Below are 18436 nucleotides of genomic sequence, written 5' to 3'. Positions count from 1 at the left end.
GCCATGAGCCACAAGATCGCACTGAATTTCGAGGACGGGGTCACCCGCTTCATCGACGCCAACCAGGGGGAGACGGTGGCCGATGCCGCCTATCGCCAGGGCATCAACATTCCGCTGGACTGCCGCGACGGTGCCTGCGGTGCCTGCAAGTGCTTCGCCGAGGCGGGGCAGTACGACCTCGGCGAGGAATATATCGAGGATGCCCTGAGCGAGGCCGAAGCCGAGCAGGGCTACGTGCTGACCTGCCAGATGCGCGCCGAGAGCGACTGCGTGATCCGCGTGCCGGCGTCGTCGCAACTGTGCAAGACCCAGCAGGCCAGTTTCGAGGCCGCCATCAGTGCCGTGCGCAAGCTCTCCGACAGCACCATCGCGCTGTCGATCAAGGGCGAGGCGCTCAACCAACTGGCGTTCCTGCCGGGGCAGTACGTCAACCTCAAGGTGCCGGGCAGCGAGCAGACGCGCGCCTACTCCTTCAGCAGCCTGCCGAAGGACGGCGAAGTCAGCTTCCTGATCCGCAACGTGCCGGGCGGGCTGATGAGCAGCTTCCTGACCAACCTGGCCAAGGCCGGCGACAGCATCAGCCTGGCCGGCCCGCTGGGCAGCTTCTACCTGCGCGAGATCAAGCGCCCGCTGCTGTTGCTGGCCGGCGGCACCGGCCTGGCGCCGTTCACCGCGATGCTGGAGAAGATCGCCGCCGAAGGCTGCGCGCACCCGCTGCACCTGATCTACGGGGTGACCCACGACCATGACCTGGTCGAGCTGGACAAGCTGGAAGCCTTCGCCGCGCGCATTCCCGGTTTCACCTTCAGCGCCTGTGTGGCCAGCGAAGGCAGCAGCTACCCGCACAAGGGCTACGTGACCCAGCACATCGAACCCAGGCACCTCAACGATGGCGAGGTGGACATCTACCTGTGCGGCCCGCCGCCGATGGTCGAGGCGGTCAGCGCCTACATCCGCGAGCAGGGCATCGCTCCGGCGAATTTCTACTACGAGAAATTCGCCGCCAGCGCCTAGGTGCGAGCGGGCATTCGTAGCCCGGATGCAATCCGGGAAGGCCCACGCACCAGTCCCGGATTGCATCCGGGCTACAGGCTGAGTCACCCCTCTGCCAATCATGGGAGAGGGGGGAGATAGCGGATACCCCGGATTGAGGTGAGCAAGATGAACAAGCGTTTCCAAGACAAGGTCGCCGTGGTCACCGGCGCCGCCCAGGGCATTGGTCGCCGTGTGGCCGAGCGGCTGTTGGAGGAGGGCGCGCAGGTGGTGGCGGTGGACCGCTCCGAGCTGGTGTTCGAGCTGGCCGAGCGCGAGGCGGTGCTGTGCCTGACCGCCGACCTGGAACAGGCCGACGACTGCCAGCGCGTGATGCAGGCGGCGGTCGAGCGCTTCGGCCGGCTCGACATCCTGATCAACAACGTCGGCGGCACCATCTGGGCCAAGCCGTTCGAGCACTACGAAACGGCGCAGATCGAGGCCGAAGTACGTCGCTCGCTGTTTCCCACCCTGTGGTGCTGCCATGCGGCGCTGCCGCAGATGCTGGCGCAGGGCAGCGGCGCCATCGTCAACGTCTCGTCCATCGCCACCCGTAGCCTCAACCGGGTGCCCTACGGCGCGGCCAAGGGCGGCGTCAACGCACTGACCGCCTGCCTGGCCTTCGAGACCGCCGAGCGCGGCATCCGCGTCAACGCCACCGCCCCCGGCGGTACCGAGGCGCCGCCGCGGCGCATCCCGCGCAACAGCGCCGAGCAGAGCGAGCAGGAGAAGGTCTGGTACCAGCAGATCGTCGACCAGACCGTGCAGAGCAGCCTGATGAAGCGCTACGGCACGCTCGACGAGCAGGTCGGCGCGATCCTCTTCCTCGCCTCGGACGAAGCCTCCTACATCACCGGCGTGACCCTGCCGGTAGGCGGTGGCGACCTGGGCTGAACCAGCTTCCCGGCCGCTGCTACGGCCGTGGAACACAACGCAGTTTCGACAACAAAAACAAGAGAACCGATGCCATGCGACAGATCGACGTTCACGCCGTCATAGACGGTGCCCGCTTCACCCGTTTCCACTGGATGGTCATGGCGCTGTGCGCGCTGTTGCTGATCTTCGATGGGTACGACCTGTTCATCTACGGCGTGGTGCTGCCCTCGATCATGCAGCAGTGGAGCCTGACGCCACTGCAAGCCGGTGCGCTGGGCAGCTACGCGCTGTTCGGCATGATGTTCGGCGCCCTGGCGTTCGGCACCCTGGCCGACCGGATCGGGCGCAAGAAGGGCATCGCCATCTGCTTCGTGCTGTTCTCCTCGGCGACCATCCTCAACGGCTTCGCCAGCAGCCCTAGCGAGTTCGGCATCTTCCGCTTCCTCGCCGGCCTCGGTTGCGGCGGCCTGATGCCCAATGCCGTGGCACTGATGAACGAGTACGCGCCCAAGCGCCTGCGCAGCACGCTGGTGGCGGTGATGTTCAGCGGCTACTCGCTGGGCGGCATGCTCGCTGCCGGGGTGGGCATCTACATGCTGCCGCGCTTCGGCTGGGAGTCGATGTTCTTCGCCGCTGCGGTGCCGCTGCTGCTGTTGCCTCTGATTCTCTGGAAGCTGCCGGAGTCGGTGGGTTTTCTGATGCGCCAGGGCCGTCATGAGCAGGCCCGCGCGATATTGGCCAAGGTCGAGCCGGAGCTGCGTATCGACGCGGCCGATCAGTTGCATATGAACGATGCCAAGGGCCAGGGCGTGGCGGTATTCGAGCTGTTCCGCGAAGGCCGCGCACTGCGCACCTTGTGCCTGTGGCTGGCGTTCTTCTGCTGCCTGCTGATGGTCTACGCACTCAGCTCCTGGCTGCCCAAGCTGATGGCCGGCGCCGGCTACAGCCTGGGTTCGAGCCTGTCGTTCCTGCTGGCGCTGAACTTCGGCGGCATGGCCGGGGCCATCCTCGGTGGCTGGCTGGGCGACCGCTTCAACCTGGGCAAGGTGATGGTGGCGTTCTTCGTCGCCGCCGCCCTGTCCATCAGCCTGCTTGGCTTCAAGAGCCCGACGCCGCTGCTCTACTGCCTGATCTTCATTGCCGGGGCCACCACCATCGGCACGCAGATCCTGCTGTACGCCGGCGCCGCGCAGTTCTACGGCCTGTCGATCCGCTCCACCGGCCTGGGCTGGGCCTCCGGCATCGGCCGCAATGGCGCCATCGTTGGCCCGCTGCTCGGCGGTGCACTAATGGCCATCAACCTGCCGCTGCAACTGAACTTCATCGCCTTCGCCGTACCGGGCGCCATCGCTGCGCTGGCCATGGCGGTGTTCACCCTCAGTGGCCAGCGGCGCCAGGCCGCCGACGCCGCGTTGCTCGCCGCCAAGGCCTGATCCGCACGCCGTGCGCCTGCCCGCTGCCGGGCAGGGCCGGCCGTTCCGACACCGAGCGCCTTCCGCTGCGGAAGGCCACACTGACTTGCGAGGCTGACATGCACGCTTTGCTGCGCGACTGTTCGCTGCCTGCCCTGGTGGCCGGTCTGCTCGCCACCACCATTTCCTACGCCGGGCCGCTGGTGCTGATCTTCCATGCGGCGGAAAGCGCCGGCCTGTCACAGGCGCTGCTGTCGTCCTGGGTCTGGGCCATCTCCATCGGCAGCGGCGTGCTGGGCATGGTGCTCAGCCTGCGCTATCGCACGCCGGTGGTGATCGCCTGGTCGATCCCCGGCAGCGCGCTGCTGGTGGGGGCGCTGCCCACGCTGGGGCTGAACCAGGCCATCGGTGCCTACCTGGTGGCCAACCTGATCCTGCTGCTGATCGCCCTCAGCGGCAGCTTCGACCGCCTGCTGGCGCGCCTGCCGGGCTCCATCGCGGCGGGGTTGCAGGCCGGCATCCTGTTCGCCTTCGGCATCGAGGTGTTCAAGGCGCTGCCCGAGCAGCCGCTGCTGATCGCCAGCATGTTCGTCACCTACCTGCTGCTGCGCCGCTCGGCGCCGCGCTATGCGGTGGCTGGAGTGCTGCTGGTGGGCGCGGCGCTGACCCTGTTCGGTGGGCAACTGCGCAGCGAGGCACTGGTGCTGGAACTGGCCACGCCGCAGTGGATCGCCCCCGAGTTCAGCCTGGCCGCCACCCTCAACCTGGCGCTGCCGCTGGTGCTGGTGGCGCTGACCGGGCAGTTCATGCCGGGCATGGCGGTGCTGCGCAACGCCGGCTACGACACCCCGGCCAGCCCGATCATCGGCGCCAGCGCCATCGGTGGGGCGCTGCTGGCACCCTTCGGCTGCCATGGCCTGAACCTGGCGGCGGTCACGGCCAGCCTGTGCACCGGGCGCGAGGCCCATGAAGACCCACGGCGGCGCTATATCGCCGCACTATCGGGCAGCCTTGCCTACCTGGTGTTCGGCATTGCCGGGGCCACGCTGGTGTCGTTGTTCGCCGCCTTTCCTGCCGCGCTGATCGCCGCCCTGGCCGGGCTGGCGCTGTACGGCGCGTTCAGCGAGGCCCTGGCGCGCAGCCTGAGCGAGCCGCAGGAGCGTGATGCCGGGCTGTTCACCTTTCTGGTGACGGCTTCCGGGGTGACCTTCCTCGGCCTGTCGGCCGCCTTCTGGGGGCTGCTGTTCGGCCTGGCCGCGCACCTGCTGCTGCGGGCAAGGCGGCAAGCGCCAAGTGCCGCGAATGCCCCACGGGCCGCGCCGCTGCGCGAATGAAACGCCGCGTCACCTGACAGGCGCCGTGCGTATCGCTGCGCGCGGCAATGCCTGGTGCGCACAGCGCACCCTACAAGCTGAAACCTCGGCCTTCGTCGGGTGCGCTGCGCGCACCCCATCCAGACCCGATTCATCCTCCCAACCGGCTGCCCCCTGGCTGCCGGGCGGGTTTCTGCAACCACGATAACAACAAGAGCATGATCACCATGAACCACACCCCACGCCTTTGCCTGCTGTCCACCGCCATCGCCGCCTGCCTGCCGAGCCTGAGCCAGGCCGGCGAGGGCGGTTTCATCGAGGACACCACTGCCACCCTCACGGCGCGCAACTATTACTTCAGCCGCGATTTCTCCGACATCGTCGGGCCGAACCAGCAGTCCAAGGCCGAGGAATGGGCGCAGGGCTTCATCCTCAACGTCAAATCCGGCTACACGCCGGGGCCGGTGGGCTTCGGTGTCGATGCCATCGGCCTGCTCGGCATCAAGCTCGACAGCAGCCCGGATCGGGTCAACACCGGCCTGTTGCCCACTCGCGAGAGCGGCAAGGCGGCAGACGACTACAGCCGCCTGGGCGTGGCGGCCAAGGTGCGGGTGTCCAAGACCGAGCTGAAGGTGGGCGAACTGCAACCCAACCTGCCGCTGCTGACCTTCTCCGACATCCGCCTGCTGCCGCCCAGCTATCAGGGCATGAGCCTGGTTTCCAACGAGTTCGCCGGCCTCACCCTGCAGGCGGGCCACCTCAATTCCACCAGCCTGCGCAACGAGGCCGGCGACGACAAGATGCTCGCCATGCTCGGGCACCTGCCGCAGCGCGGCGCGACCAGCGATGCCTTCAACTATGCCGGCGGCGACTATGCCTTCAATACCGCGCGCAGCTCGCTGAGCGCCTGGTACGGCCAGCTCGAGGACATCTACCAGCAGCGTTTCCTCGGCTTCAAGCACAGCGAGCCACTCGGTGCCTGGACGCTGGGCGCCAACCTCGGCTTCTACGGCTCCAGCGAGGATGGCAAGGGCCTGCTCGGCGACATCGACAACCAGGCGCTGTTCGCCCTGCTCTCGGCCAGGCATGGCGGGCATACCCTCTATGTCGGTTACCAGGCGATGTTCGGTGACACGGCCTTTCCCCGCGTGTTCGCCAACGTCACGCCGCTGGGCAACGAGGTGCCCACCTTCGAGTTCGCCTCCGCCGACGAGCGCTCCTGGCAACTGCGCTACGACTACGACTTCGCTGCCATGGGCGTACCGGGGCTGGTGGCCGGGGTGCGCTACATCCGTGGCGACAACGTCGATGTGCAGGCCACCAATCGCGGCGGCCCGCGCTACGAGGGCAAGGACTGGGAACGTGACCTGGACATCGGCTACGTAGTGCAGAGCGGTTCGCTCAAGGGCCTCGGCGTGCGTGTGCGCAACGTCGTCGCGCGCTCCAACTACCGCAGCGATATCGACGAGAACCGGCTGATCCTCAGCTACACCTGGAACCTGCTGTAAGGCGGTGTTGGCACGATCAAACAGGAATTGTTCGATAATCGCCCTATAAGGCGATTATCGGATTGTTCGGCAGAATGCTCCGCCCTAATCTGGGCTCACTCGCCACCTCGGGTCGGTGGCATCTGCAACCTGAAGAGAACTCAACGATGGCCGACATCATCACCCTGCGCGAGGCCATTTCGCGCCATGTCCACGACGGCGATTGCATCGCCCTCGAAGGCTTCACTCATCTGATTCCCACTGCCGCCGCCCATGAGCTGATCCGCCAGGGTAAGAAAGACCTGCACCTGGTGCGCATGACCCCGGATCTGGTCTATGACCTGCTGATCGGTGCCGGCTGCGCGCGCAAGCTGACCTTCTCCTGGGGCGGCAACCCCGGCGTCGGTTCGCTGCACCGCCTGCGCGATGCAGTGGAGAAGCACTGGCCGCACAAGCTGGAAATCAGCGAGCACAGCCACGCGGCCATGGCCAACGCCTACGTGGCCGGTGCCTCCAATCTGCCGTTCGCCGTGCTGCGCGGCTACCAGGGTTCCGATCTGGTCAAGGTCAACCCGGACATCAGGTTCATCGACTGCCCCTTCACCGGCGAGAAGCTGGCGGCGATTCCCAGTGTGCGCCCGGACGTCACCGTGATCCACGCGCAGAAGGCCGACCGCAAGGGCAACGTGCTGATCCAGGGCATCCTCGGCGTGCAGAAGGAAGCCGCCCTGGCCGCCAAGCGTTGCATCGTCACGGTCGAAGAAATCGTCGACGACCTTGAGGCGCCGATGAACGCCTGCGTGCTGCCGACCTGGGCCATCAGCGCCGTCTGCGTGGTACCCGGTGGCGCCCATCCGTCCTACGCCCATGGCTACTACGAGCGTGACAACCGCTTCTACCAGGACTGGGATCCGATTGCCCGCAACCGCGACACCTTCACCGCCTGGATCGACGAATACATCCGCGACACCGAGGATTTTGCGCACTACCAGGCGAAAGTGAAGGGGGAGGCCAAGTGATGAGCGAGTTCAACACCAATGAAATGATGACCGTGGCCGCCGCTCGCCGCCTCGGCAATGGCAGCGTCTGCTTCGTCGGCATCGGCCTGCCGTCCAAGGCCGCCAACCTGGCGCGCCTGACTCATGCGCCGGAAGTGGTGCTGATCTATGAATCTGGCCCGATTGGCGCCAAGCCGAGCGTGCTGCCGCTGTCCATCGGTGACGGCGAACTGGCAGAAACCGCCGACACCGTGGTGCCCACCGGCGAAATCTTCCGCTACTGGCTGCAGGGCGGGCGCATCGACGTCGGCTTCCTCGGCGCCGCCCAGGTCGACAAGTACGGCAACATCAACACCACCGTGATCGGCGACTACCACGCGCCGAAAGTGCGCCTGCCGGGCGCCGGTGGCGCGCCGGAAATCGCAGGCTCGGCGAAGAAGGTGCTGATCATCCTCAAGCAGGGCCATCGCACCTTCGTCGACAAGCTGGCCTTCATCACCTCGGTCGGCCATGGCGAAGGCGGCGATCATCGCAAGCGCCTGGGGCTGCCGGGCGACGGCCCGGTGGCGATCATCACCGACCTGTGCATCATGGAGCCGGAAGCCGGCACCAACGAATTCATCGTCACCTCGCTGCATCCAGGCGTGACCCGCGAGCAGGTGATCGAGAACACCGGCTGGCAGATTCGCTTCGCCGACAACGTGACCACCACCGAGGCGCCGACCGCCGAAGAGCTGGCCGCATTGCGTGACCTGGAAGCGCGCACCGCCGCCGCCCACGGTCAGGCCGGAGGTGAAGAATGAGCCGCGAAGTCTTTATCTGCGACGCCGTGCGCACGCCGATTGGCCGCCTCAATGGCGCGCTGTCGGCGGTGCGTGCCGACGACCTGGCGGCGATTCCGCTCAAGGCGTTGGTCGAGCGCAACCCGCAGGTCGACTGGTCTGCCGTCGATGAGGTGTTCATGGGCTGCGCCAACCAGTCCGGCGAAGACAACCGCAACGTCGCCCGCATGGCGCTGTTGCTGGCCGGCCTGCCGGAAACGGTGCCGGGCGTGACCCTCAATCGCCTGTGCGCCTCGGGCATGGAGGCGGTCGGTGCCGCCTTCCGCGCCATCGCCACGGGTGAGATGGAGCTGGCCATCGCTGCTGGCGTCGAGTCGATGACCCGCGCGCCCTACGTGATGGGCAAGGCCGACAGCGCCTTTGGCCGTGGCCAGAAACTGGAAGACACCACCCTGGGCTGGCGCTTCGTCAACCCGCTGATGAAAGCGCAGTACGGCGTCGACCCGATGCCGGTCACCGGTGACAACGTCGCCGAGGACTATGGCATCAGCCGTGCCGATCAGGATGCCTTCGGCCTGCGCAGCCAACAGCGTGCGGCGGCGGCTCAGGAGAGCGGTTACTATGCCGAGGAAATCGTCCCGGTGGTGATCAAGAGCAAGAAGGGCGAGATCGTCGTCGACCGTGACGAACACCCGCGTGCCGACACCACCGCCGAGGGGCTGGCCAAGCTCAAGCCGGTCAACGGCGAAGGCAAGACCGTCACCGCTGGCAACGCCTCGGGCCTCAACGATGGCGCCTCGGCGATGATCCTGGCCTCGGCTGAAGCCGTGCAGAAGTACGGCTTGAAACCGCGCGCCAAGGTGCTGGGCATGGCCAGCGGCGGCGTGGCCCCGCGCATCATGGGCGTCGGCCCGGTGCCGGCGGTGCGCAAGCTGCTGGCGCGGCTGAACCTGAGCATCGAGCAGTTCGACGTGATCGAGCTGAACGAGGCCTTCGCGGCCCAGGGCCTGGCTGTCACCCGCGATCTCGGCCTGCCGGACGACAGTCCCAAGGTCAACCCGAACGGCGGCGCCATTGCCCTCGGTCACCCGCTGGGCATGAGCGGCAACCGCCTGGTACTGACTGCCGTGCATCACTTGGAGAAGACCGGCGGTAAGCTGGGCCTGGCGACCATGTGCGTGGGTGTGGGGCAGGGGCTGGCGCTGGCCATCGAGCGGGTTTGAGGTTTATTGGTGCGCACAGCGCACCCTACGGTTTGGCATATGACGTGCCTCGTAGGGTGCGCCGTGCGCACCATAGCTTAGGGTGCCCGCCGTGCCAGTTCCTTCTCCCCTCTGGGGAGAGGGGCCGTGCGAGCGCTTGCAGGTTGATGCCACACTAGCCGTACATTTTTCCCAGGAGCGTTTCGCTCGTGAGCAACCAACTCTTCGATGCCTACTTCACCGCGCCGGCCATGCGCGCGATCTTCTGCGATGCGGGGCGGGTGCAGGGCATGCTCGACTTCGAGGCCGCCCTGGCGCGGGCCGAGGCGCGCGTGGGGCTGATCCCCGCCGAGGCCGTGGCGCCCATCGAGGCTGCCTGCAAGGCCGAACTCTACGATTACCCGGCGCTGGCTCAGGCCATCGCCACGGCGGGCAATTCCGCCATCCCGCTGGTCAAGGCACTGGGCAAGCGCATCGCCGCCACTGACCCAGAGGCCGAGCGCTACGTGCACCTCGGCGCCACCAGCCAGGACGCCATGGACAGCGGCCTGGTGCTGCAACTGCGCGCCGCCATCGGTCTGCTGGAAAACGATCTGGCGAAGCTGGCCAATGCCCTGGCGACGCAGGCCGAGCGCCATATCGACACGCCCCTGGCCGGCCGTACCTGGCTGCAACAGGCCACGCCGGTGACCCTCGGCATGAAGCTGGCCGGCGTGCTCGGCGCGGTCACCCGTCATCGCCAGCGCCTGGCCGAACTCAAACCGCGCCTGCTGTGCCTGCAGTTCGGCGGTGCATCTGGCAGCCTGGCGGCGCTGGGCGACGCCGGCTGGGCCGTCAGCGGTGCGCTGGCGCAGGAGCTGCAACTGACCCTGCCCGAGCAGCCCTGGCACACCCAGCGTGATCGCCTGGTGGAATTCGCCAGCCTGCTGGGAATGATCGCCGGCAGCCTGGGCAAGCTGGGCCGCGACCTCAGCCTGTTGATGCAGACCGAGGCCGGCGAAGTTTTCGAGCCATCGGCGCCGGGCAAGGGCGGTTCGTCCACCATGCCGCACAAGCGTAATCCGGTCAGTGCGGCGGTACTGATCGGCGCCGCCACCCGCGCGCCGGGCCTGATGGCGACGATGCTGGCCGCCATGCCGCAAGAGCACGAGCGCAGTCTCGGCCTGTGGCACGCCGAGTGGGAGACCCTGCCGGAGCTATGCTGCCTGGTCTCCGGTGCCTTGCAGCAGGCGCTGGTCGTGGTGCCGGGGCTGGAGGTGGATGCCGCGCGCATGCGCGCCAATCTGGAACTGACCCAGGGCCTGGTGCTGGCCGAGGCGGTAAGCATCGCCCTGGCGCAGAAGATCGGCCGCGATGCGGCTCATCACCTGATCGAACAGTGCTGCAAACAGGCGGTGCGCGAGGGCGCCCACCTGCGTGCCGTGCTCGGCGCCAGCGCCGAGGTCAGCGCACAACTTTCCGCTGCCGAGCTGGATCGCTTGCTCGATGCCGCGCATTACCTGGGCCAGGCCCGCCGTTGGGTCGAGCGGGCCGTCGCCGAACACAAGCAATTTTCGCCTTAGGAGTCACTCATGCCTGCCTTACGTCTCGCCGATGGCGATTTGAACTACCTGCTCGAAGGCCCTGCCGCTGCGCCGGTGCTGGTGCTGTCCAACTCGCTGGGCACCGACCTGCACATGTGGGATGCGCAGATCCCGGCTTTCACCCAGCACTTCCAGGTGCTGCGCTACGACACCCGTGGCCATGGCGACTCGCTGGTGACCGACGGCCCGTACAGCATCGAGCAGAACGGCCGCGACGTGCTGGCCCTGCTCGATGCCCTGGGCATCGCCAAGGCGCATTTCTGCGGCCTGTCCATGGGCGGTCTGATCGGCCAGTGGCTGGGCATCAACGCGCCCGAACGCATCGAGCGCCTGGTGCTATGCAACACCGCCGCCAAGATCGGTACGCCCGAGGTGTGGAACCCGCGCATCGAAACCGTGCTCGCTGGTGGCGCGCAGGCCATGCGCGATTTGCGCGATGCGTCGATCTCGCGCTGGTTCACCGCCGATTTCGCCGAGGCCAACCCAGGCAAGGTCGAGCCCATCGTCGGCATGCTGGCGCAAACCTCGCCCGAAGGCTATGCGGCCAACTGCGCGGCAGTGCGCGATGCCGATTTCCGCGAGCAGCTTGGCAGCATCGTCGCTCCGACGCTGATCGTCTGTGGCAGCGGCGACCCGGTGACCACCCCCGAACATGGCCGCTTCATGCAGGAGCGCATCGCGGGTGCCGAGCTGGTGGAGTTCCACGCCGCGCACCTGTCCAACGTGCAGGCCGGTGATGAATTCAGCCAGCGCGTGCTGGATTTTCTGCGTGCCTGAACCTGCCATGGTGCGCACGGCGCACCCTACGGTTCCACGCACACCGTAGGGTGCGCTATGCGCACCGCTTCTTTTTGGAGTGATGCTATGGACGAGAAACAACGCTACGAAGCCGGCATGCAGGTACGCCGCGCGGTACTGGGCGATGCCCACGTCGACCGCAGTCTGCAGAACCTGACGCCGTTCAACCAAGAGTTCCAGGAGATGATCACCCGGCATGCCTGGGGCGATATCTGGACCCGACCGGGCCTGCCACGCCATACCCGCAGCCTGATCACCATTGCCATGCTGATCGGCATGAACCGAGAGGGCGAGCTCAAGCTGCACCTGCGTGCGGCAAAGAACAATGGGGTGAGCCGCGAAGAGATCAAGGAAGTGATCATGCAGAGCGCCATCTACTGCGGCATCCCGGCGGCCAACGCCACTTTCCACCTGGCCGAAGCGGTATGGGACGAGCTGGGTGTGGAGTCGCTGGAGAAGTGAGAGCATCAAGCGCTTTCAAGCGGCTAACGTCGCTCAATGCGTTGCCTTCATCTGCATTCGGGGGATTTGTGCTTGGCAGTGCGCAATGACATGCACTACTCTCCGGTGACCGGGCTAACGAAGTGGAACAGGCAGGACGCCGACCCCATGCACTTCGTTAGCTCGGTTTTAATTCTCCGCTCGAAGCCCTCCTAATGGAGGGCTTCGTCGTTTCAGCGCGCCACGCTGACCCCTTCCAGGCTGGCGAAGGAAGTGTCCTTGGCGGTGAGCAGGAAGTCACGCATGAAGGGCGCATCGAGCATGTCGGTGCGGATCGCCGCATAGAGCGTGGCGAAGAGGCCTTTCTCTCCCAGACGCTTGGCGCTGACATAGCCACGCGAGCTGTACTCGTGCAGCGCCCAGTTGGGCAGGCCGCACACACCACGACCGCTGGCCACCAGTTGCATCATCATCACCGTCAGCTCGGAGGTGCGTACCTGCGCCGGCTCCACGTCGGCCGGTTCGAGAAAGCGGGTGAAGATATCCAGGCGGTCGCGCTCCACCGGGTAGGTGATCAGGATTTCCGTGAGCAGGTCATGTGGCTGGATGAAGGCCTTGTGTGCCAGGCGATGCTGGTTGGCCACGGCGAGCATGGCCTCGTAGGTGAACAGCGGCACGTAGGTGATGCCGGCCAGCTCTACGGGGTCGGAGGTCACCACCAGGTCGAGGTCGCCACGGGCCAGGGCTGGCAGCGGGGCGAAGGAGAAACCCGAGGCCAGATCCAGCTCCACTTCCGGCCAGGCGTCGCGGAACTGGTCGATGGTCGGCATCAGCCACTGGAAACAGCTATGGCATTCGATGGCCATGTGCAGGCGGCCCGCCGTGCCGCCGGCCAGGCGCGCCAGGTCACGCTCGGCGGCGCGCAGCAAGGGCAGGGTGGCGTCGGCCAGTTGCAGCAGGCGCAGCCCCGCACTGGTGAAGCGCACCGGCTTGGTCTTGCGCACGAAGAGCTGCAGGCCGAGGCGTTCCTCCAGTTCCTTGAACTGGTGCGACAGCGCCGACTGGGTCAGGTGCAGGCGCTCGGCGGCCTCCACCAGGCTGTCGGTTTCGCGCAGGGCATGCAGGGTTTTCAGGTGGCGTAGCTCGAGCATGGCGGGTCTCTGGAAAGGTTTCACTCATCCAATATCGGGGTTGGATGAAAGTGGCTCATACAGCCTACATGAGTAATTTTGTAGATCAAGACGAAAATCTTGAGTTTGTCTCACTCGCTACCGCTGCCGAGAATGGCGCCATCTCGATTGATTCTGGAGTTGCTCGTCATGGCCCTGACCCATTCCCTCGGTTTCCCGCGCATCGGTCGCGACCGCGAACTGAAGAAAGCCCTTGAAGCCCACTGGAAAGGTGAGCTGGACGAAGCCGGCCTGCGCGCTGTCGGCCAGCGCCTGCGTGCCGAGCATTGGCAAGTGCAGAAGAATGCCGGCATCGACCTGCTGCCGGTGGGCGACTTCGCCTGGTATGACCAGGTGCTTGGTCATTCCCTGGCCTTCGGTGTGATCCCCGAGCGCTTCCGTTCGGCCGCTGGCAAGCCGACGCTGGATACCCTGTTCGCCATGGCGCGCGGCGTCAGCAATGACTGCTGTGGCGGCGCCCATGCACAAGAGATGACCAAGTGGTTCGATACCAACTACCACTATCTGGTGCCGGAATTCAGCGCCGATCAGCACTTCGCCCTGAGCTGGGAGCAACTGTTCGAGGAAGTGGCTGAGGCGTATGCCCTCGGTCACAGCGTCAAACCGGTGCTGATCGGCCCGCTGACCTATCTGTGGCTGGGCAAGGAAAAGGGCAGCGACTTCGATCGTCTCGATCTGCTGGAGCGGTTGCTGCCGGTGTATGGCGAGATCTTCCAGCGGTTGGCGGCGCAGGGCGTGGAATGGGTACAGATCGACGAGCCGATCCTGGTGCTGGACTTGCCGCAGGACTGGAAGAACGCCTTCGAGCGCGCCTATAACCTGATCCAGCGCGAGCCGTGCAAGAAGCTGATCGCCACCTATTTCGGCGGCCTGGAAGACAACCTCGGGCTGGCCGCCAACCTACCGGTCGATGGCCTGCATATCGACCTGGTGCGGGCGCCGGAGCAGTACCCGACCATCCTCGACCGTCTGCCGGCTTACAAGGTGTTGTCGCTGGGCCTGGTCAACGGCCGCAACGTCTGGCGCTGCGACCTGGAAAAGGCCCTCGACCTGCTGCGGCACGCTCACGAGCGCCTGGGCGAGCGATTGTGGGTAGCGCCATCCTGCTCGCTGCTGCATAGCCCGGTGGATCTGGCCCGTGAAGACCAGCTCGATGCCGAGCTGAAAAGCTGGCTGGCTTTCGCCGTGCAGAAGTGCCAGGAGGTGGCGCTGCTCGGCAAGGCGCTGGAGACGCCGGAGGCTGCCGAGGTGCAGGCTGCACTGCAGGCGAGCCGCGCGGTGCAGGCCGCACGTAATGCCTCGACGCGCATTCACAAGCCCGAGGTGCAGGCGCGCCTGGCCGCGATTCGTCCGCGTCATACCCAGCGCCAGTCGCCGTTCGCCGAACGCATTGGCAAGCAGCGCGAGCGCCTGCAATTGCCCGTGCTGCCTACCACCAGCATCGGCTCCTTCCCGCAGACCTCGGCCATTCGCCTGGCACGCCAGGCATTCAGGCAAGGCAAGCTGAGCCAGGCCGACTACACCGAGGCCATGCATGCCGAAATCCGCCATGCCGTGCAGGTGCAGGAGCGCCTCGGCCTGGACGTGCTGGTGCATGGCGAGGCCGAGCGTAACGACATGGTCGAGTACTTCGCCGAGCAGCTCGACGGCTACGCCTTCACCCGCTTCGGCTGGGTACAGAGCTACGGTTCGCGCTGCGTCAAGCCGGCACTGATCGTCGGTGACCTGAGCCGGCCCAAGGCCATGACGGTGGAGTGGATCCGGTACGCCCAGGGCCTGACCGACAAGGTAATGAAAGGCATGCTGACCGGCCCCGTGACCATGCTGATGTGGTCGTTCCCGCGCGAGGACGTGTCCCGTGAGGTGCAGGCCAGGCAACTGGCGCTGGCCATTCGCGACGAGGTGCTGGATCTGGAGGCGGCCGGTATCCGGATCATCCAGATCGACGAGGCGGCGTTCCGCGAAGGCCTGCCGCTGCGCCAGGCGGCCTGGCCGCAGTATCTGGACTGGGCCACCGAGGCCTTCCGCCTGTCCGCCAGCGGTGTGCGCGACGAAACGCAGATTCACACCCACATGTGCTACAGCGAATTCAATGACGTGATCGAGTCCATCGCGGCGATGGATGCCGATGTCATCACCATCGAAACCTCGCGTTCGGACATGGAGCTGCTGGAGGCCTTCGAGCGCTTCGCCTACCCCAACGAGATCGGCCCTGGTGTGTACGACATTCACTCACCGCGTGTGCCCGATAGCGCCGAGATGGCCGGGCTGCTGCGCAAGGCGGCGCGGCGCATCCCGCTGGAACGGCTGTGGGTCAATCCCGATTGTGGGCTGAAGACCCGCGCCTGGCCGGAAACCGAAGCGGCGTTGGTGAACATGGTGGCAGCGGCCAGAAAACTGCGTGCCGAGCTGGCCTGATTTTAGGGGCTTCGCGGAATCTCGAGAAAGTCAGTCCGGTGTCAACCAAGCACTCCCCCTAAGATGTGACTCACCATGAAAAAGGCCGCCCGAGTGGGCGGCCCTGTTCGTGGGTGTCGTGGTCAGTTGGTATACACCGGGCCAACCCCCAGCCCCCAGAGGATCACCGAGCTGGCGATCATCGCCACCAGCACCACCAGACCTACCGCCAGCACTGAGCTGGAGAACATGAAACCCTCGTCCTCGGGGATGTTCATGAAGGTGGGGATGCCGACATACAGCAGGTACACCGTGTAGCAGATCGCCACCGTGCCGACGATCATGCCCAGCCACAGGTGCGGGTACAGCGCCGCCAGGCCACCGATGAACAGCGGCGTCGCGGTGTAGGCGGCGAACACCACGCATTGCGTCAGGTTGGGATTGGCGTCGTAGGTGCGCGCCATCCAGTGGATGAAGGCACCCATTACCGCCACGCCGGCGAGCATCGCCAGATAGGACATGAACGCCATGCTCATCGCGCTGGCTTCGGTGAGCATGACGGGTGGTCGGTCGCCGATGGCCCAGCCGACCTGAGTGGTACCAATGAAGGCCGAAATGGCCGGGATGGCTGCAAGCAGCAGTACGTGGGTCAGGTACATGTGGCTGATGCTTTCTTCCTCGCCACGGATTTCCTGCCACTCCTGATCGGGATGGGTGAAGAGCCCCCAGACGTGATGGATCATGCCAAACACCTCCTCTTGTAATGACGGTCGCTCCCATAGCGCCCGGCGCGCATGACCAGCGCCACCGGGTACCCAGGTCGAGTCTATGCGACCTTATGTCGCAGTATAGGATGGGTCTGCAGGGGGCGTAGTGCCTGGCTTTAGAGTGAATCGCTCTCTACAGCTCAGTTGTAATAGCGGGTCAGAATTTCCATGGCCTTGTTGATCGACTGCAGGCGCTGCGTACTGCCGCCTCGATCCGGATGGTGCAGGCTGACCAATTGCCGATAGCGCTGCTTGATCCGGGGCAGGTCGAGCGGCTGGTGATCATCGAGCTCGAACAGTTGCAGGGCGGCGAGCTTTTCCTCGCCACCTTGCATGCGCGTCCAGAAACTGGTCAGCAGGCGTTCGACGTCCTGCTCGTCGGTTTCGCGCAGGTGGCCCATATCCAGGTAGTAGTCGCGCAGCGCATCGCGTTCGCTCAGGGCCGCGTCGCCCGCGTGGTAGGGCAGCAGGCGAATGCACAGCGGACTGATCTCGAGCAGGTGGCTCTGCTGCTGCCAGAGCGTATCGCGCAGGCGGTAGAGGGCGTTGAACAGCAGGAAGTGGGTGCGAAACAGCACCAGCTTGTCGGTCAGCGGCAGGTTGGGCAGGTGGCCACTGTGGCGGGCCTTGAGCTGCTGGATCAGGGCGTATTCGGCCAGGCCGTCTGGCGCGGCCTGGAGCAGTTGCAGCACCTGTTCGGCGAGATCCTGGCTGGGGTCTAGGTCGTCATTCATCGGCCCAGACTAGCATTTCATTGCGGGCGGGGTAGGGGCGCGGCGCCATTGTGCGTAAAATGTCGCGCTTTCGTTCCCACCCCTCGGATTTCGACGCACCATGGGCACCCTTTCGGTCAACCAGAACAAACTGCAGAAGCGCATTCGCCGCCTGGCCGGCGAAGCCATCACCGACTTCAACATGATCGAGGATGGCGACAAGGTAATGGTCTGCCTGTCCGGCGGCAAGGACAGCTACACCATGCTCGACGTGCTGCTGTATCTGCAGAAGGTGGCGCCGATCAAGTTCGAGATCGTCGCGGTGAACATGGATCAGAAGCAGCCGGGCTTCCCCGAGCACGTGCTGCCGGCCTATCTGGAATCCATCGGCGTGGCCTACCACATCATCGAGAAGGACACCTACTCGGTGGTCAAGGAGAAGATCCCCGAGGGCAAGACCACCTGCTCGCTGTGCTCGCGCCTGCGTCGCGGCACCCTGTACACCTACGCCGACGAGATCGGCGCGACCAAGATGGCCCTGGGGCACCACCGCGATGACATCCTGGAAACCTTCTTCCTCAACATGTTCTACGGCGGCACGCTCAAGGCCATGCCGCCCAAGCTGCTGTCCGACGACGGTCGCAACGTGGTGATCCGCCCGCTGGCCTACTGTGCCGAGGCCGATATCGAGGCCTACAGCCAGCTCAAGGAATTCCCCATCATCCCGTGCAACCTCTGTGGCTCGCAGGAAAACCTGCAGCGCCAGGTGGTCAAGGAGATGTTGCAGGAGTGGGAGCGCAAGAGCCCGGGCCGCGTCGAAATCATGTTCCGCGCCCTGCAGAACGTGCACCCCTCGCAACTGGCCGACCGCAACCTGTTCGACTTCAAGAGCCTGAAGATCGACGACAGCGCCACGCCGCGCTTTCTCGATGTGATGAGCCTGTAGGGTGGATCACGCTTTACCGATCCACCGTGCAGCGGATTGGTGGATGTAAAAGGCGCCATCCACCCTACGCCCCACTCACGGGTTCGAGCCACTCGTGGGAGGGGCTTTAGCCGCGACGCTTGCCAGGCCACAAACGCCTGGAGTAAGGTTCGGCCATCGCTTTGGAGAATTCCATGTCCGCCAGCCTCAACCTCCTGTCCATGCTGCAAGCCGGTGCCACGCGCGCCGCGTTGTCGCGTGCGCAGTTGCTCGTGGCTGCAGCGTATTACTTCTTTGGGTATTGGTTTAGCCACAGGCGCGCCTGATACCCCACAGGCGGCCTGAGATGACAGGGTCGCCACCAGAGACGTTTTGCAGAAAACCCCCGGTCGGCAACCCGACCGGGGGTTTTGTTTTTTCCGGCCGAAAACGGCCACAGATCGAGGACTTACAGATGAACCGTTATTACCGCAACTACCGCTACGACTGGCGATTTAGCAGCGTCACCACCGCCCTGACA

Annotated in this window: 17 protein-coding genes; 14 read left to right on the top strand and 3 right to left on the bottom strand. The window is 65.5% G+C overall.

What is annotated here, in order from left to right; translation table 11 throughout:
- The first annotated feature begins 3 nt into the window (after positions 1 to 3).
- From benC to pcaC, 11 genes are all read left to right on the top strand, one after another.
- Positions 4 to 1014: a benzoate 1,2-dioxygenase electron transfer component BenC gene (gene benC, locus PVE35_RS15450; protein ID WP_268182713.1), complete on the top strand. Its 1011-nt coding sequence runs from the start codon at positions 4 to 6 to the stop codon at positions 1012 to 1014.
- 147 nt (positions 1015 to 1161) lie between these two features.
- Positions 1162 to 1926: a 1,6-dihydroxycyclohexa-2,4-diene-1-carboxylate dehydrogenase gene (locus PVE35_RS15445; protein ID WP_277372318.1), complete on the top strand. Its 765-nt coding sequence runs from the start codon at positions 1162 to 1164 to the stop codon at positions 1924 to 1926.
- 74 nt (positions 1927 to 2000) lie between these two features.
- On the top strand, positions 2001 to 3341 hold the full coding sequence (locus PVE35_RS15440) for an aromatic acid/H+ symport family MFS transporter (protein ID WP_268182717.1): 1341 nt from the start codon (positions 2001 to 2003) through the stop codon (positions 3339 to 3341).
- A gap of 98 nt (positions 3342 to 3439) precedes the next feature.
- The gene (locus PVE35_RS15435) at positions 3440 to 4654 is read left to right on the top strand and encodes a benzoate/H(+) symporter BenE family transporter (RefSeq protein ID WP_277372317.1); all 1215 of its coding nucleotides are present in this window, start codon (positions 3440 to 3442) and stop codon (positions 4652 to 4654) included.
- 206 nt (positions 4655 to 4860) lie between these two features.
- Positions 4861 to 6141, top strand: a complete 1281-nt coding sequence (locus PVE35_RS15430) for an OprD family porin (protein ID WP_277372316.1) — start codon at positions 4861 to 4863, stop codon at positions 6139 to 6141.
- 146 nt (positions 6142 to 6287) lie between these two features.
- Positions 6288 to 7139, top strand: a complete 852-nt coding sequence (locus PVE35_RS15425; protein ID WP_277372315.1) for a CoA transferase subunit A — start codon at positions 6288 to 6290, stop codon at positions 7137 to 7139.
- Positions 7139 to 7921, top strand: a complete 783-nt coding sequence (locus PVE35_RS15420; RefSeq protein WP_277372314.1) for a CoA-transferase subunit beta — start codon at positions 7139 to 7141, stop codon at positions 7919 to 7921. The genes PVE35_RS15425 and PVE35_RS15420 overlap by 1 nt, the downstream gene beginning before the upstream one ends.
- A complete protein-coding gene (gene pcaF, locus PVE35_RS15415; RefSeq protein ID WP_277372313.1) occupies positions 7918 to 9123 on the top strand; it encodes a 3-oxoadipyl-CoA thiolase in 1206 nt (401 codons plus the stop codon). The genes PVE35_RS15420 and pcaF overlap by 4 nt, the downstream gene beginning before the upstream one ends.
- Positions 9124 to 9353: 230 nt before the next feature.
- Positions 9354 to 10664, top strand: a complete 1311-nt coding sequence (locus tag PVE35_RS15410; protein WP_277374895.1) for a 3-carboxy-cis,cis-muconate cycloisomerase — start codon at positions 9354 to 9356, stop codon at positions 10662 to 10664.
- A gap of 9 nt (positions 10665 to 10673) precedes the next feature.
- Entirely contained in the window at positions 10674 to 11462 is a 789-nt protein-coding gene (gene pcaD, locus PVE35_RS15405; RefSeq protein ID WP_277372312.1) for a 3-oxoadipate enol-lactonase, read from the top strand.
- An 87-nt stretch (positions 11463 to 11549) separates the two neighbouring features.
- On the top strand, positions 11550 to 11945 hold the full coding sequence (gene pcaC, locus PVE35_RS15400) for a 4-carboxymuconolactone decarboxylase (RefSeq protein ID WP_277372311.1): 396 nt from the start codon (positions 11550 to 11552) through the stop codon (positions 11943 to 11945).
- A 212-nt stretch (positions 11946 to 12157) separates the two neighbouring features.
- Here pcaC and metR read toward each other — a convergent pair whose 3' ends face one another.
- Entirely contained in the window at positions 12158 to 13075 is a 918-nt protein-coding gene (gene metR / locus PVE35_RS15395; RefSeq protein ID WP_277372310.1) for a transcriptional regulator MetR, read from the bottom strand.
- 168 nt (positions 13076 to 13243) lie between these two features.
- On the opposite strand from metR, the gene metE reads away from it, so the two are divergent.
- Positions 13244 to 15532, top strand: coding sequence for a 5-methyltetrahydropteroyltriglutamate--homocysteine S-methyltransferase (gene metE, locus PVE35_RS15390; protein ID WP_277372309.1), 2289 nt, complete (start codon positions 13244 to 13246; stop codon positions 15530 to 15532).
- A gap of 122 nt (positions 15533 to 15654) precedes the next feature.
- Here the strand turns inward: metE and PVE35_RS15385 are convergent, their stop codons facing one another.
- Positions 15655 to 16254 (bottom strand): Yip1 family protein, encoded by a 600-nt coding sequence (locus PVE35_RS15385; RefSeq protein WP_268182734.1) that lies wholly within the window; start codon positions 16252 to 16254, stop codon positions 15655 to 15657.
- Between the two features lie 164 nt (positions 16255 to 16418).
- On the bottom strand, positions 16419 to 17012 hold the full coding sequence (locus PVE35_RS15380; RefSeq protein ID WP_268182735.1) for a DNA-J related domain-containing protein: 594 nt from the start codon (positions 17010 to 17012) through the stop codon (positions 16419 to 16421).
- A gap of 100 nt (positions 17013 to 17112) precedes the next feature.
- On the opposite strand from PVE35_RS15380, the gene ttcA reads away from it, so the two are divergent.
- Together ttcA and PVE35_RS15370 are read left to right on the top strand one after the other, a co-directional pair.
- Positions 17113 to 17937, top strand: a complete 825-nt coding sequence (gene ttcA, locus PVE35_RS15375) for a tRNA 2-thiocytidine(32) synthetase TtcA (RefSeq protein WP_003244364.1) — start codon at positions 17113 to 17115, stop codon at positions 17935 to 17937.
- A gap of 173 nt (positions 17938 to 18110) precedes the next feature.
- Positions 18111 to 18242 carry a hypothetical protein gene (locus PVE35_RS15370; RefSeq protein WP_277372308.1) on the top strand — a complete coding sequence of 44 codons (132 nt, stop codon included), beginning with the start codon at positions 18111 to 18113 and terminating at the stop codon, positions 18240 to 18242.
- Positions 18243 to 18436 lie beyond the last annotated feature (194 nt).

The sequence above is a fragment of the Pseudomonas sp. AA-38 genome (assembly GCF_029457475.1).
GTDB lineage: Bacteria > Pseudomonadota > Gammaproteobacteria > Pseudomonadales > Pseudomonadaceae > Aquipseudomonas.
Note: the sequence above shows the minus strand (reverse complement) of the source record. Positions and strands in the feature narration are given on the sequence as shown.

Excerpts from the sequence above, each read along its gene's own strand:
- benC (WP_268182713.1), top strand. The coding sequence starts at position 4 with ATGAGCCACAAGATCGCACTGAATTTCGAGGACGGGGTCACCCGCTTC.
- PVE35_RS15445 (WP_277372318.1), top strand. The coding sequence starts at position 1,162 with ATGAACAAGCGTTTCCAAGACAAGGTCGCCGTGGTCACCGGCGCCGCC.
- PVE35_RS15440 (WP_268182717.1), top strand. The coding sequence starts at position 2,001 with ATGCGACAGATCGACGTTCACGCCGTCATAGACGGTGCCCGCTTCACC.
- PVE35_RS15435 (WP_277372317.1), top strand. The coding sequence starts at position 3,440 with ATGCACGCTTTGCTGCGCGACTGTTCGCTGCCTGCCCTGGTGGCCGGT.
- PVE35_RS15430 (WP_277372316.1), top strand. The coding sequence starts at position 4,861 with ATGAACCACACCCCACGCCTTTGCCTGCTGTCCACCGCCATCGCCGCC.
- PVE35_RS15425 (WP_277372315.1), top strand. The coding sequence starts at position 6,288 with ATGGCCGACATCATCACCCTGCGCGAGGCCATTTCGCGCCATGTCCAC.
- PVE35_RS15420 (WP_277372314.1), top strand. The coding sequence starts at position 7,139 with ATGAGCGAGTTCAACACCAATGAAATGATGACCGTGGCCGCCGCTCGC.
- pcaF (WP_277372313.1), top strand. The coding sequence starts at position 7,918 with ATGAGCCGCGAAGTCTTTATCTGCGACGCCGTGCGCACGCCGATTGGC.
- PVE35_RS15410 (WP_277374895.1), top strand. The coding sequence starts at position 9,354 with ATGCGCGCGATCTTCTGCGATGCGGGGCGGGTGCAGGGCATGCTCGAC.
- pcaD (WP_277372312.1), top strand. The coding sequence starts at position 10,674 with ATGCCTGCCTTACGTCTCGCCGATGGCGATTTGAACTACCTGCTCGAA.
- pcaC (WP_277372311.1), top strand. The coding sequence starts at position 11,550 with ATGGACGAGAAACAACGCTACGAAGCCGGCATGCAGGTACGCCGCGCG.
- metR (WP_277372310.1), bottom strand. The coding sequence starts at position 13,075 with ATGCTCGAGCTACGCCACCTGAAAACCCTGCATGCCCTGCGCGAAACC.
- metE (WP_277372309.1), top strand. The coding sequence starts at position 13,244 with ATGGCCCTGACCCATTCCCTCGGTTTCCCGCGCATCGGTCGCGACCGC.
- PVE35_RS15385 (WP_268182734.1), bottom strand. The coding sequence starts at position 16,254 with ATGATCCATCACGTCTGGGGGCTCTTCACCCATCCCGATCAGGAGTGG.
- PVE35_RS15380 (WP_268182735.1), bottom strand. The coding sequence starts at position 17,012 with ATGAATGACGACCTAGACCCCAGCCAGGATCTCGCCGAACAGGTGCTG.
- ttcA (WP_003244364.1), top strand. The coding sequence starts at position 17,113 with ATGGGCACCCTTTCGGTCAACCAGAACAAACTGCAGAAGCGCATTCGC.
- PVE35_RS15370 (WP_277372308.1), top strand. The coding sequence starts at position 18,111 with ATGTCCGCCAGCCTCAACCTCCTGTCCATGCTGCAAGCCGGTGCCACG.